The sequence below is a fragment of the Bacillota bacterium genome, from assembly GCA_013178305.1.
Lineage (GTDB): Bacteria > Bacillota > Sulfobacillia > JABLXB01 > JABLXB01 > JABLXB01.
Map to the genome: position 1 here is coordinate 89,783 of JABLXB010000007.1, position 13,238 is coordinate 103,020.

Annotated in this window: 15 protein-coding genes; 13 read left to right on the top strand and 2 right to left on the bottom strand. The window is 61.0% G+C overall.

Annotated features, from left to right (window positions below):
• Window positions 1-72 precede the first annotated feature (72 nt).
• Together thrS and HPY55_13065 are read left to right on the top strand one after the other, a co-directional pair.
• The gene (gene thrS, locus HPY55_13060; GenBank protein NPV71547.1) at window positions 73-2,007 is read left to right on the top strand and encodes a threonine--tRNA ligase; all 1,935 of its coding nucleotides are present in this window, start codon (window positions 73-75) and stop codon (window positions 2,005-2,007) included.
• A 32-nt stretch (window positions 2,008-2,039) separates the two neighbouring features.
• A complete protein-coding gene (locus HPY55_13065) occupies window positions 2,040-2,183 on the top strand; it encodes a hypothetical protein (protein NPV71548.1) in 144 nt (47 codons plus the stop codon).
• On the opposite strand, the gene HPY55_13070 is transcribed toward HPY55_13065, so the two are convergent.
• Entirely contained in the window at window positions 2,177-2,509 is a 333-nt protein-coding gene (locus tag HPY55_13070; GenBank protein NPV71549.1) for a CGGC domain-containing protein, read from the bottom strand. The genes HPY55_13065 and HPY55_13070 overlap by 7 nt on opposite strands.
• A 228-nt stretch (window positions 2,510-2,737) precedes the next feature.
• Here HPY55_13070 and HPY55_13075 point away from each other — a divergent pair, with 228 nt between their 5' ends.
• From HPY55_13075 to HPY55_13100, 6 genes are all read left to right on the top strand, one after another.
• The gene (locus HPY55_13075; GenBank protein NPV71550.1) at window positions 2,738-4,342 is read left to right on the top strand and encodes a spore germination protein; all 1,605 of its coding nucleotides are present in this window, start codon (window positions 2,738-2,740) and stop codon (window positions 4,340-4,342) included.
• Window positions 4,343-4,354: 12 nt separating this feature from the next.
• Entirely contained in the window at window positions 4,355-5,452 is a 1,098-nt protein-coding gene (locus HPY55_13080) for an endospore germination permease (GenBank protein ID NPV71551.1), read from the top strand.
• Entirely contained in the window at window positions 5,449-6,642 is a 1,194-nt protein-coding gene (locus tag HPY55_13085) for a Ger(x)C family spore germination protein (protein NPV71552.1), read from the top strand. Before HPY55_13080 ends, HPY55_13085 begins: the two co-directional genes overlap by 4 nt.
• Window positions 6,643-6,678: 36 nt before the next feature.
• Window positions 6,679-6,894 (top strand): hypothetical protein, encoded by a 216-nt coding sequence (locus tag HPY55_13090; GenBank protein ID NPV71553.1) that lies wholly within the window; start codon window positions 6,679-6,681, stop codon window positions 6,892-6,894.
• Between the two features lie 17 nt (window positions 6,895-6,911).
• On the top strand, window positions 6,912-8,024 hold the full coding sequence (locus tag HPY55_13095; GenBank protein ID NPV71554.1) for an endospore germination permease: 1,113 nt from the start codon (window positions 6,912-6,914) through the stop codon (window positions 8,022-8,024).
• Between the two features lie 100 nt (window positions 8,025-8,124).
• Window positions 8,125-8,586 (top strand): arginine decarboxylase, pyruvoyl-dependent, encoded by a 462-nt coding sequence (locus HPY55_13100; protein NPV71555.1) that lies wholly within the window; start codon window positions 8,125-8,127, stop codon window positions 8,584-8,586.
• Here HPY55_13100 and HPY55_13105 read toward each other — a convergent pair.
• A complete protein-coding gene (locus HPY55_13105; protein ID NPV71556.1) occupies window positions 8,583-9,503 on the bottom strand; it encodes an N-acetylmuramoyl-L-alanine amidase in 921 nt (306 codons plus the stop codon). The genes HPY55_13100 and HPY55_13105 overlap by 4 nt on opposite strands.
• A gap of 85 nt (window positions 9,504-9,588) precedes the next feature.
• Between HPY55_13105 and HPY55_13110 the strand changes: the two genes are divergently transcribed.
• The 5 genes from HPY55_13110 to rpmI all read left to right on the top strand — a co-directional run bounded on the left by HPY55_13110 (window position 9,589) and on the right by rpmI (window position 13,229).
• Complete coding sequence (locus tag HPY55_13110; GenBank protein NPV71557.1) at window positions 9,589-10,251, top strand: F420-0:Gamma-glutamyl ligase; 663 nt, start codon at window positions 9,589-9,591, stop codon at window positions 10,249-10,251.
• A gap of 93 nt (window positions 10,252-10,344) precedes the next feature.
• Window positions 10,345-11,202: a serine hydrolase gene (locus HPY55_13115; protein ID NPV71558.1), complete on the top strand. Its 858-nt coding sequence runs from the start codon at window positions 10,345-10,347 to the stop codon at window positions 11,200-11,202.
• Window positions 11,203-11,373: 171 nt separating this feature from the next.
• Window positions 11,374-12,267, top strand: a complete 894-nt coding sequence (locus tag HPY55_13120) for a serine hydrolase (GenBank protein ID NPV71559.1) — start codon at window positions 11,374-11,376, stop codon at window positions 12,265-12,267.
• 230 nt (window positions 12,268-12,497) lie between these two features.
• A complete protein-coding gene (locus tag HPY55_13125) occupies window positions 12,498-13,013 on the top strand; it encodes a translation initiation factor IF-3 (GenBank protein NPV71560.1) in 516 nt (171 codons plus the stop codon).
• Between the two features lie 18 nt (window positions 13,014-13,031).
• On the top strand, window positions 13,032-13,229 hold the full coding sequence (rpmI, locus tag HPY55_13130) for a 50S ribosomal protein L35 (GenBank protein ID NPV71561.1): 198 nt from the start codon (window positions 13,032-13,034) through the stop codon (window positions 13,227-13,229).
• Window positions 13,230-13,238 lie beyond the last annotated feature (9 nt).

The following is a 13,238-nucleotide window of genomic DNA, read 5'->3' on the forward strand; positions in this document are numbered from 1 at the left end:
CTTTCCTCCCGTCGCTTGAGGGCGGGAGGTTTTGCGTTGCCGACCGAATTGGGGGGAGTGTTAGTGGAGAGTGTGAGCCTGAGGCTTCCGGACGGTGGGGTAGTCCAGTACCCGAAGGGCACCACCGCCGGCAGGGTGGCCAAGGAGGCGGGCGGCAAGGACGCCGCCAGGGCCGTTGCCGCGCGACTCGATGGGAAACTGATCGAACTCCGGAAGGCCATTGAGACCGACGGCTCGATAGAATTCGTCACATTCGACTCCGCCGACGGGCAGGACGTGTACAGGCACACCACGTCGCACATCCTCGCCCATGCGGCGAAACGCCTGTTCCCCAACGCGCGCCTCGCTATCGGGCCGGCCATACAGGACGGCTTTTACTATGATTTCGACGTGGACAGGCCGTTTACGCCAGAGGACCTCGAGAGGATCGAGGCCGAGATGCGCAATATCGTCGAGGCGGACTATGCCGTCGAGCGTCACGAGACCCCGAGGGAAGAGGCGGTTCGCCTTTTCAAGGACAAGGGCGAGAACTACAAGGTGGAGTTGATAAACGACCTGCCGGAGGGCGAGCAGATCTCGTACTACACGCAGGGGGAATTCGTCGACCTCTGCGCCGGCCCGCATCTGCCTTCGACCGGAATGGTGAAGGCGTTCAAGATACTCAGCGTGGCTGGGGCGTACTGGCGCGGGGACGAGAAAAACCCCATGCTGCAGAGGATATACGGTACCTCGTTCGAGGACCAGGCCACGCTCGACAAGTACGTCGCGCGCCTCGAAGAGGCCAAGCGGCGAGACCACCGCAGGCTCGGGAAGGAGCTCGACCTGTTCTCCATGCACGAGGAGGGTGGACCCGGGCTCATCTACTGGCATCCCAAGGGCGGCCTGGTGCGCCAGCTCATCGAGGACTTCTGGCGCCATGAGCACCGGCGACGCGGCTACGACATCGTGTACAGCCCTCACATCGCCAAACTGGACCTGTGGAAGACGAGCGGCCACTGGGACTGGTACCGCGAGAACATGTACTCCCCTATGAAGATCGACGAGGTGGAATACCTGCTCAAGCCGATGAATTGCCCGTTCCACATCCTGATGTACAAGTCGGCGACGCGGAGCTATCGTGACCTGCCGATGAGGTGGGCGGAACTCGGTACTGTATACCGCTACGAACGCTCCGGTGTGCTTCACGGCCTGCTGCGCGTCAGGGGATTCACCCAGGACGACGCGCACATATTCTGCAGGCCCGACCAGCTCGAGGACGAGATTGTCGGGGTCATCGATCTCGCGCAGTTCATGATGAGGGCGTTCGGGTACGAGAACTACGAGATGATGTTGTCGGTCAGAGACCCCAGCAATAAGGCCAAGTACGCCGGCACCGACGAGATATGGGAGATCTCCGAAGCCGCATTGAAGAACGCTCTGCAGAGGAAGGGTCTCCCGTACGTTATTGGCGAGGGAGAGGCGAAGTTCTACGGGCCGGCGATCGATATTACGCTGAAGGACGCGCTGAACCGCGGCTGGCAGGGACCGACGATACAGGCCGACTTCAACCTCCCCGAGAGGTTCGACATGACGTATGTCGGTGAGGACGGCCAGATGCACCGGCCGGTCATGGTGCACCGCACGGTGCTCGGCTCGATGGAGCGGTTCTTCGGCGGGCTGATCGAGCACTATGCCGGCGCGTTCCCGCTGTGGCTGGCGCCGGTGCAGGTGAAGGTTCTGCCTATCGCGGAGCGGCATCACGGCTACGCCATGGCGGTACAGACAAGGCTCATGGCGGCCGGCCTGAGGTCCGAGGTGGACACCAGGAACGAGAAGGTCAATTACAAGATACGCCAGGCTGAGATGGAGAAAGTGCCGTTCATGCTGATCGTCGGCGACAAAGAGGCCACCATGGACGAGGTTTCTGTGCGTAAGCGCGGTGAGGGCGACCTCGGGAAGAGGCCGCTCGAGCAGTTCGTGGCGGAGGCCGCGCGCGAGGCGGACCCGCGCAGGGCGGGGCGCTCCTGAGAACTTAGTCTGCCAGGCCCGGGACGAAGCTCGTGATCGCAGACGAGACGGGGAAGCATGTTCGGGCTACGCAGGAGAAAGAACCACTCGTCGGGCGATTCTTCAAGAACAGGGGGAAGCCGGTGTTGCCGCCCGGCGACCTGGTGAAGGATCCCGGCGGGGGCGTCTGTCAGTGAGTGTAGTCTATCAGTCTCACCGTGTCACCTAGTCTCTTCTGGATCGCCTCTCTCATTCTGTCTGCGTGCGGGCAGGGGAAGCCGATTGGGTTACCCTTCGTTATGCAGGATGCCAGGGCAATCGCGTCTGCTCCGCGCTTGACCATCTCGATGGCTCTGGTTATCGCTTTCTTGCCTGGGCATCCACCGCAGGTGCTGACACCGATTACCTCGATGTCCCCCTCCACACCCTCAAATGCCTGCTTTTTCTCTCTCATCACCTTGAAGTCGGTTGTAGCGGGGCACATATCCTCTGTCTGCATACACCTGATCAAGCCGATTCGCATTGCCGGGTCCGCCTCCCCTAAGAGCCGTGTCTGAGTCCACAGTGCCTTGCTAGTTGACATAGTAGAGCGCACGCCCACATTCAGTCAAGGCCCTCCGACTCCCTCTCCCCCGTTGCTTCTCAGGTATAACGAAGCCATAACTGGCAGATAATGCACAGCAAACCACGTTGTGGAATGCAGTTGCCGTGATACTCATTGGCACGGCGTTACGAGAAAAGAGGAGGGCAAATGTTCGGTTTCCGCAAGGCGACCAGAGCCGTGCTGCCAGATCGAGGCAGGAAGAAGGGCCAGGACATTGCCCTTTCCAGCACATCTTCAGAGGAACCCCTGAGCCCGGACCTGGAAACCAACCTCCGGTCAATCAAGGCCATCCTCGACAGGTGCAGCGACGTGGTCTACCGGGAGTTCGTTTTTGCCCAGAACGAACGGGTGAGGCTTGCCCTGATCTATACGGACGGGCTGGCGGACAAAGCGCAGGTCAGCGACCAGATCATGAGGGCGCTGGCCCTGGAAGTGGCGATGGTCGTACCAGGCCGGACGATCTCCAGGGCAAAGGCCCTTGAATTCATCAAGCAACGCGGCCTGTGCATACACCAGGTCAGGGAAACCGGCAGGCTACAGGATGTCATCCAGGCCATCCTGTCCGGCGATACCGCTTTGCTCGTGGACGGACACGCCACCGCCATCATCAACGGGGCCAGGGGGTGGGAAGCGCGTCCCATCGCCGACCCGGAAGCAGAACCGACGGTTCGAGGGTCACGGGAGTCCTTTGTCGAAACCTTGCGGACCAATACGTCGCTGATCCGGCGGAGGATCAAGAGCCCCAACCTGAAAATCGAGTTCTTCAGGCTAGGTGAGGTTACCGACACCGATGTAGCCATAGCTTATGTCGAGAGCATTGTCAACGACAAGCTGGTGGCAGAAGTAAAGAACCGGCTGGGAAGGATAAAAGTCGACGCCGTCCTGGAAAGCGGTTACATCGAGGAATTGATCGAAGATAACCCCTGGAGCGTTTTCCCCACAGTCAACCATACCGAGAAGCCCGACCGTGTGGCGGCAATGCTACTCGAGGGAAGAGTGGCCATCCTGGTTGACGGGACCCCCTTCGTATTGACCGTGCCCAACCTGTACATAGAGTATCTTCACGCCTCGGAGGACTACTACGAACGCTTTCTTTACGCCACGGCAGTACGGATAGTCCGTTTCATTTCCATGACCATTTCGCTCGTCCTGCCTGCGCTGTATATTGCCGTGGTAAGCTTCCACCACGAGCTGCTCCCGACCACGCTTCTTCTGAGCATCGCCGCGCAGAGAGAAGCGGTTCCCTACCCGGTTCTCATCGAGGTGCTCATCATGGAGCTGAGTTTTGAAGTCCTGAGGGAGGCAGGGATCCGCCTCCCACGGCCGATTGGCCAGGCGGTGAGCATTGTCGGCGCCCTGGTTATCGGGGAGGCTGCTGTGCGGGCGGGATTGGTTGCCGCCTCGACTGTCATCGTGGTGGCCCTTACCGGCATCGGCTCGTTCGTCCTGATGTACAGCGCAAGTATTGCGTTTCGCCTGTTGAGGTTCGTCTTAATAGTCCTGGCGGCCACACTGGGCCTGCTCGGGGTGATCGGCGGGATAGCTGTAATCGGCATTCACCTGTGCGCGCTGCGCTCCTTTGGGGTTCCGTACCTGTCCCCGATGGTCCCCACCGCTGACCTCAAGGACACTGTGTTCAGAGCGCCCTGGTGGGCCATGCTCACCCGGCCCAGGTCGATCGTAAGGCAGAACCGGGTCAGGGAGGCGCAGGGATTGAGGCCGTCGCCTCCGCCGACGCGAACGGAAGACTGAAGGGCTGGTCAGATGCTGGAACGGGGGAAAATCGACTCCGGTCAGGCTATACTGTTGATGATAAGCACGATTCTGCCTACGGCAATCCTTACTATCCCGTCCGTAGTGGCGAGGTCCGCGAGACAGGATGCCTGGCTGTCGGTTATCCTCGCCACCGCGGTGGGCCTGGTGATCGCCCGGCTGGTAGTCACCCTGAGCCTCCGTTTCCCGGGCAAAACCCTTTTTCAGTACGCTGAGGAGATCCTGGGCAAAGTGCCTGGGAAGATCGTCGGCCTTCTGTACATCTGGTGGCTTCTGCATACGAATGGCCTGATAATAGACGTATTTGCGTCCTTCCTGTGCGTCGCCATGATGCCCGACACCCCCTTCATGATCTTCTTCCTCGTGGGGATCGCCGTGGCAGCCTACGCGGTGCGCAATGGCCTGGAGGTCTTGAGCCGGTTTAACCAGATGTTCCTGCCTCATGTCATGACCTTGCTGCTAGCTGTCTTCATTTTGACCGTGAAAGACATGAAATTGGCCAGGCTCCTGCCCGTGCTGGACAGCGGCCTTTCGTCCGTTGTGAAAGGGGCCGCCACGCCCGCAAGCTGGCTGGGAGAGATCGTGATCTTCTCCATGTTCATTCCCTATCTCAGGAAGCCATCCGACGCACACAGGGTCGCCATGCTGGCCATATTGGGAACCAGTCTGTTCATGGCGGTGAGCATACTGGTGACGCTGCTCACTTTTGGCCCGAACATGACGAGCCACTGGACCTTTCCTGTCTTCAGCGCGGTACGGGCGGTTTCCGTCGCCGGCTTCCTGGAGCGGCTTGAGTCCGTAACCGTGGCGGTGTGGATATTCGGCGGGATCGCGAAAATCGGGGTGTTCTACTATGCCGCCGTGCTGGGCAGCGCACAGTGGCTGGGACTCAAGGATTACCGCCCGCTCGTGGCGCCGGTAGGAGTGGTCCTGATGGGACTTGCATCCCTTTGCCCGAGCATCGTGGATCTGTTCGACTTCATCGCCGGAGGCTGGCCTCCTTACGCGTTGATCGTCTTTGAAGCGGGAATCCCGCTGGCATTGCTCATCGTCGCCTTCATCAGGGGGAGGGGAGGGGAAAACCGTTGATCAGGAAGACCGCCGTGTTCCTCTTGCTGGTATCCCTGGCCGGCTGCCTTGGAGGCTGCTGGAGCCGAAAGGAAATCACCGAAATTGCCATTGTCCTGGGCACAGGGGTTGACCTGGCCCCGGACGGGCGGATCCGGTTGACGGTGCAAATCGCCAGGCCCGGCGGTTTCTACGGTGGCGGCGAAGGGGGCGCCAGGGGGCGGGAACCCGCATGCTGGGTGGTTTCCGCGGAGGGCAAGACCGTCGAGGAAGCTGCCAGGCGCCTCGCCATGATGGTCCCTCGCGAAATCTACTGGGGTCATTGCGTTATCCTGGTAATCGGAGAGGCAATGGCCCTGGAGGGAACCGATACGATCATGGATTTCTTCAACCGGGACAGGCAACCCCGCGAGACGATGGGGGTAATGGTGTCCGAGGGAGAAGCGAGGCATTTCCTCGAAACCTGTTCTTACCTGGAGAAGACCTCGGCGCAGGCCGCCGGGCTCCTCGCCAGGATGAAGATTGGGTTCACCGTCCAGCTCAGGGAGTTCACGGAAATGCTGGCCAGTAAAGGGGTGCAGCCCGTGGCGACCCGCGTTGTGGCAAGAGAAGCGGGCATTGCCGCTGGGCCGACCGAGGAGAAGGAACCGGAGCCGCACAGGCAGGTTGAGATCTCTGGCGTGGCGGTGTTCAAGGAGCACAGGCTCGTGGGGTGGCTGGATGATAGCGAAACCAGGGGCCTCCTCTGGGTAAAGGGTGAGATCCGCAGGGGCATGATCACCGTTCCGAGCCCGGGCGAGCCCGACAAGGAGATATCCATCCGGATCAGGCAGGGAAGCACAAGCGTTGTGCCGAGATACGACGGGGTGCGCCCGCGGTTCGAGGTGAAAGTCAGACTGGAGGGCGACATGGTGGAACAGCAGAGCCGCGAGGACCTGTCCAAACCGGAGAAGATCAAGGCGTTGGAAAACGCGATAGCGGAGGATGTAAGGAGAAGGATAGCCGCCGTCCTGGAGAAAGCGCAGAAGGAATACGGCGTGGACATATTCGGCTTCGGCGATGCTTTTCACCGGAGGTACAAAAAGGAGTGGCGGCATCTGAAAGACCGGTGGGACGAGGAATTCGCCAGGGCGGACGTCAGTATTGCCGCCGAAGCGCACGTGCGCGAGATCGGTCTCTCGACCAGGCGCGCCGATACCATGGAAGAATAGGCTTGCTCAGAAGCCGGCATATAAGGGGGATGAGACGTGGTCGGCTTGCTCATCGCGTTGTTCGCCGGTATCGTCCTGTTTGAGGTGCCCGGCCTGGTAAAGAAGAAGATGTGGCGGGAACTGGCGGCCTTTTCGATATACCTGTTGATCGGCATGGCCTTGAGCATCCCGCAGGCGCTGGGGGTAAGGCTGCCTAACCCCACCAAGGCCATTGAGGCGCTGTTCAGGCCGCTGTCGGAATTACTGAAATAGGCGGAGCGACGCAGTTCATGAAAGGCACGAACGCACGGGACGAAATCAGGATATCTTACAGGCAGGAGCTGCTCCTGATGTTGAATTTCCTCCTGGCGAACGCCTTCATCATCATCCCCTCCGCGGCGGTGAAGGGCGCCAAGCAGGACGGGTGGATGACTATCGCCCTGGCGACCGTAACGGGGATAGGGCTCACCATGCTTCATACCACCCTGGGCATGAGGTACCCCCGGCAAACGCTGGTTCAGTATGCCCAGGTCATCCTCGCGAGGGTTCCTGGCAAGATGGTGGGGCTGCTTTTCATGTGGTTCGCTCTGCACCTGGGAGCCCTGGTTGTTCGGAATTTCGGCGATTTCATGGTCATTACGCTGATGCCCGAAACCCCTCGCATTGTGTTTCACGCCGTAATCATGCTGGTCGTTGTCCTGGCATTGTACGGGGGTCTCGAGGTCCTGTGCAGATTCAACGAGGGTTTGACGTTCCTGGTGGTTGTATCGATAATATTCGTCCTGGTCCTGTCGTTGAGTATCGAGGGCTTCGATCTGAAGAAACTCCTTCCACCTTTCGAAAATGGATTGCTACCGGTTCTGAAGACTTCCCTGATCCCCATCACCTTTCCTTTCGGTGAAACGGTCCTTTTTACGATGATCATCCCGTACCTGGACGAACAGGAAAAGGCCAGGCGAGCCCATATCGTTGCCATGGCCGGCGCAGGAACCCTGCTGACCCTGATCACGGTGGCAGTGGTGGCGGTCTTCGGCGTCACAGCGCTTGACTACCTGTACCCCACCCATTCTTTAACCAGATGCATAAGTATTGTTGCTGCTCCCGAGCGGATCGATGCTATTTCGATATCGGTCTGGATACTGTCGGGGCTGATCAAGATAGCGGTATGCCTGTTTGTTTTCGTTACCGGCAGCGCTCAAATGCTCAATCTAAAAGATTACAGGCCCCTCCTCCTCCCTTCGGGGGTAATAATGACCGCGCTATCCGTTCTGGTCTATGAGAACATCATGGAGCAAATCGATTTTGCCGTGAAAGTCTGGCCGGTGTACAGCCTCCCCTTCGAAGTGGGTATCCCCCTGCTGCTTCTCGCGGTATCTTTGGTCGGACCTGATCGGGCTGCGTAACCGGGGTGCAGGTAGCCTTGACTCTCGCTGTCATCGGAGCAGGATTCAGCGTAATATGAGGGGGCAACAGGCTCACCCTTGAATGAAGGGAGTCAGGCAGATGCTCATCACCCCCACCACGTTCAGTCTCACCGCCGGGCGCGCCGAGGGAGGCACGCCGCTCACCGCTTTTGACGCTGCCCTCCTGGACGCCGGTCTCGGAAATCTCAATCTGCTCAAGGTTTCCAGCATAGTCCCGCCGGGGGCCAGGCTGGTGGAAACACCGGCCGTGCCGCCGGGGTCTCTGGTCCCGGTTGCCTACGGGACAATCACGAGCCAGGATCCGGGCCAGGTCATTTCGGCAGGGGTCGCCGTCGGGCTGACGGGCCACACGTTCGGGATGATAATGGAGTATTCGGGCAGGCGCCCGAAAGAGGAAGTAGAGGCCCTGCTCGAACGGATGGTGCACGAATCTCTCGAGCGCCGTGGGTTGAAAGCCACGGAGTATTACGTGCGGGCCGTCGAGCACACGGTCGCCCGGTGCGGGTCCGTGTTCGCCGCCGTGCTGCTGTGGTACGATTAACCCGCCGGCTCCGCTTCCCAGTAGAAGTTCTTGATCCCGTTGAGGACGGCCTGGGCGACACGGTCCATGAACACGTAGCTCCTGACCAGGCCCTCGTCAACGGGGTTGGTAATTGTCACGAACTCTACCACGGCCGCGGGCACAGGGGGCGCTGAGGCCAACGAGGACGGCCGTATGCCTCTGGACGGGAGGTGGAGCCTCTTCGTGAGTTCGCCCAGCACGAGCCGTGCCAGGCCTTCACCGCGCGGGCCGGCGTAAGCCACTCCCGCCCCACGCACGGCGGACTCCGAGGCCCCACCGGTATGAAGCGAAACGAACGCCGCTGCGCCATGGCGGTTGACGAGCTCGAGCCTCGCTTCCCACGACAGGAACACGTCACCGTTTCTTGTCATGATGCAGCGCATACCCGCCCGTTCGATCGCCGATTTGAGCCGCCTGGCGAGGTCCAGCACGACGTGCTTCTCGACCAGATCCACGGGGCCGCACCTGCCCGGGTCCATGCCGCCGTGACCGGCGTCCACGACCAGCGTCCTGCCTGCCAGCACACGGTAGATGGGCTTCATGTCGAAGCGGATCTCCAGCCTGTGCGGCACGCCGGCCACGGAGTCCACGGAGTACGGGACGTCGTGCTCGAGGTACGCCTCAAGGACCGAACCCGCCGGCGCCGTCCAGGCAACGAGGTGGTCGATGAGGCCGTCGTACACCGGGATAGAGCAATCCGGCATGTTAAGCCGCACCCCACCAAATTCCAGGACCAGCACGCTGCCTCGCCCGGACTTCCGCGAGGAGATCCCGGGCTCCAGCGCCACGGTCGATTCCACCAGGATCCGGGTCGAGAGGTCTGCCGGCCCAGCGTGCGCGGTCGCGCTTTTGGGCGGCCCCGCCTGTATGTTGGTCACCAGCCTGTCCGTAGACAATCACACTCCGCGCTTCCCACGAATAGGGCTATGTTGTAGCACGCCCGGCTAGACGCAAATCCCCGAGCGTGATGGGAGGGTGAGCATGACTGACTCATACGCCCTGATACCGCTCAGGACGCACCTCATCTCCGCGGGCGAGGACATTGTGGACGTGGTGTGCCAGTACGTCCGCGGGGTGGCCACGTCCGGTGACGTGGTGGCGATCTCCGAGAGCGCCGTGGCCGTCAGCCAGGGTAGGGCGGTGCTCTCGCGGGGCGTGAAGCCCGGGTTTCTTGCGAGGTTCCTGTGCCGGTTTCCGCAGAAGCACGGGAGCCTCGCGACCCCTCAGGCCATGCAGTTGGCGATAAGCGAGGCGGGAGTCCCGAGAGTCCTGGCAGCGGCTGTCGTCGGAGGTCTCGCGAAGGCCGTTGGCATAAGAGGGCTATTCTACAGGATCGCCGGCAGGGGGCTCGCAGCCATCGACGACATTGCGGGGACCCTGTACCCGTTTGATGAGCACATCGTACTTGCGCCCAGGGACGGTCAGGCCGTGGTGGACGCCATTCGCGACCGCACGGGGCTCGAAGCCGCCATCGTGGATGTGAACGACATCCGCTGCGTGGACTTCATGGCTGCTACGAGGAACCTCGACCGCGCGGCCGTGGCAAGGGCGCTCGAAAGGAACCCGATGGGAAATGACGACGAGCAGACGCCCATAGTCGTGCTGAAGAGGTTGTCCACCGATCCCGTGCAGAACGCCGGATAGAACCCGCACGCTGGTGACACGATAATATCCGGCAACCAGCACGGGAAAGGAGAGAGCGCTATTTCGACTCGGAGACTGATCGCGGCTGGACTGGTGGCGGTGGTCGCTCTGGCCGCGATCGCTTATTTCGGAACGAGGATTCCCAGGCTGAGGAGGCCCGCGCCGCCATACGGGCAGAAGGGCGCAGGGCCCGACTGGCAGCCGCTGAGGCAGTCGATCCAGTCGTATATTGGCAGCCAGAGGGGCAAGTTCGCCGTCTACATCTATGATTTCGAGAGCGGCTCCGAACTGGGGATCGACTCCGAGACCCCGATGTACGCCGCGAGTTCGATCAAGGTGCCGATCGTGCTCTACCTGTACACGCTGGCTGCCCGCGGCGAGGTGTCGCTGGAGGAGATGGTCTCATACCGACCGGATTCCGACTACGCCACGGGGTCCGGGGTCATCCAGTATACGGCCGCGCCAGGCAACCGGTACTCCCTGAGGACTCTCGGAAACCTGGCGATAACCATAAGCGACAACGCGGCCACGAAGATGCTCATCAGGAGGCTCGGCCTCGATAATATCCGGTCGTTCATGGCGAGTCTCGGTGGCACGGTCCTGTTCCCGGATAACAGGTACGTTTCAACCGCGAGGGACCTCGGCCTCTATGTGAGGGCGACGCGGCAATTCGCCGAGGCCAACCCGGGCCTCGGTGGGACCTTCATCTACGACCTCAGCCACACCATAACCAACGAGGGTATCCCCCAGGACCTTCCGGATGGGGTGAAGGTCGCCCACAAGGTCGGAGCCGCCGGCACTGTAGCCACCGACGCGGGGATAGTGTTCCTCGACAGGCGGCCGTATGTGCTCAGCGTGCTTACAGAGGACGTCGGCGACACCGAGGTGCCCGGCTTCAATGCGATAGGGCGGATCTCGCGGATCGTCTACGACTACCTCAGCAGCCAGTAGGTGCCGGCGCCACACCGCCGGCACCCGCCCGCGCAACCGGAAGCGCAGTTGCCGAAAACCCTTCTACCAGCAGTTATCATCTTCCCCGCCACCCTCACTTTATGTTAAGCTCTGGTCGTCGCGCTGGATCGCGGCGGGTCAAACAATCAGGTGAGGATGCGGGGTGGACCATTGAGAAGGCACAGGACCGTCGTTGCAATCACCGTTCTTGCCGTCCTGACGCTTGCGATGGCTGTGGCTCAGGCGGCGTCTGTGAACCCCGCGGTGGCTCCGGCCGGCGCTGAGGCTTCCGGGCATCCTGGATACGCACCCCTTGAATCCAGGATAAGGGCGTACCTTTCGCGGGATCCCGCCACGTGGGGGATATACTTCATCGATCTCGACTCGGGCAAGACGTTCGGTGTCAACCCGGACACCCCCATACCCCAGGCGAGCCTGGTCAAGGTGCCGCTGGTTCTGTACATAAACCACCTCGTCTCGCGGGGGGAAATGACCTGGGACGACCAGGTGGCCTACCGGCCGGACACCGACTACCGTGGCGGCGCGGGCGCGATGCAGTTCTTCGCGCAGCCCGGGTGGACCTATTCGGTGAGGGTCCTGGCCAACCTGGCGATAACCCTCAGCGATAACGTCACGAAGGCCATGCTCGTCAGGTACGTTGGGGCGGGAAACCTGGTCAAGTACATGTCATCGCTCGGCGCCTCGCAGCCTCACGTGAACGGCGAGGACTCGACGACCGCGCGGGATATGGCCGTTTACCTGCAGGCCATACTGAGTCTATCGCGCGAGAGACCGGATCTCGGTCAGAGGCTCCTCGACGACCTGTCGCACAGCATCTGGCACGTGGGTCTTCCGGGGCGCCTGCCCAAAGGGGTGCGGGTGGCTCACAAGGAGGGCGATATCACGGGGGTCTCCAATGATGCCGGCGTAGTGTTCTCGAGGCATCCGTACGTCATCTGCATCTTGTCGAAGGGCCAGCCCGACGCCGAGGCGGGATTCAGCAAGATAGCGGACATTTCCAGGATGGTGTACGATTATCAGGAGCAGGTATACGGCGGCAATTGACGAGGCCGCGCATTTGACGCCTGCGAAGACCCCATGGTATACTTGGAAAGTCCCAGCGAAGTAGAAGCCATCCGCTTCTCACCTTACGGCCGGTTGCCTGTAAGGTCACCACAAGCCTGGTAGACGGTTCGCCCTCCGGGGCGGGTTGGATGACGGCTGAGAGCGGGTGGGGGCCCGCTTTTTTGTTGTCCATCATAGGCAAGTGATCAGAGACAGGGGGTGGCTGAACTATATCTAAGGACCTTCGGATTAATGAAGCAATCCGGGCCCGAGAAGTCAGGTTGGTATCCGATACAGGCGAGCAGCTGGGGATAGTCCAGTTCCGGGACGCCCTCAAGCTGGCGTCGGAGAAGGGAGTGGACCTCGTCGAGGTCGCTCCGACGGCGCGTCCTCCAGTGTGCCGCATCATGGACTACGGCAGGTTCAAGTACGAGCAGTCTAAGAGGGCCAAGGAAGCGCGCAAGAAGCAGCGGGTGTTCGACGTCAAGGAAGTCAAGATGAGGCCCACCATCGAGGAGCATGACTTCAGTGTCAAGGCGAAAAACACCGCCAGGTTCCTGCAAGAGGGGGACAAGGTCAAGGTTACGATCACGTTTCGCGGGCGTGAAATCGTCCATTCCGAACTGGGGCGGCAGGTTCTGGAAAGGCTCGCGCAGGAAGTAGCGCAGGTAGGCCTGATCGAGCGGGCGCCCAGGATCGAGGGAAGGAATATGATAATGATTCTTACGCCCAAGCAGGCCGGCTAATTAGGAGGGCACTTTTCCATGCCAAAGATGAAAACGCATCGTGGAGCAGCCAAGAGAATGCGGTTCACTGGGTCCGGCAAGGTACGCCGGATGAAGGCGGGCAAGACCCACAAGCTCGAGGTCAAGGCCGCCAAGCGCAGGCGCTGGCTGCGTAAAGCGACGGTCGCCAGCGGGGCTGACTCCGCCAGGGCGCGGAGGCTGTTGCCTTACAGATAGTTCACGGGA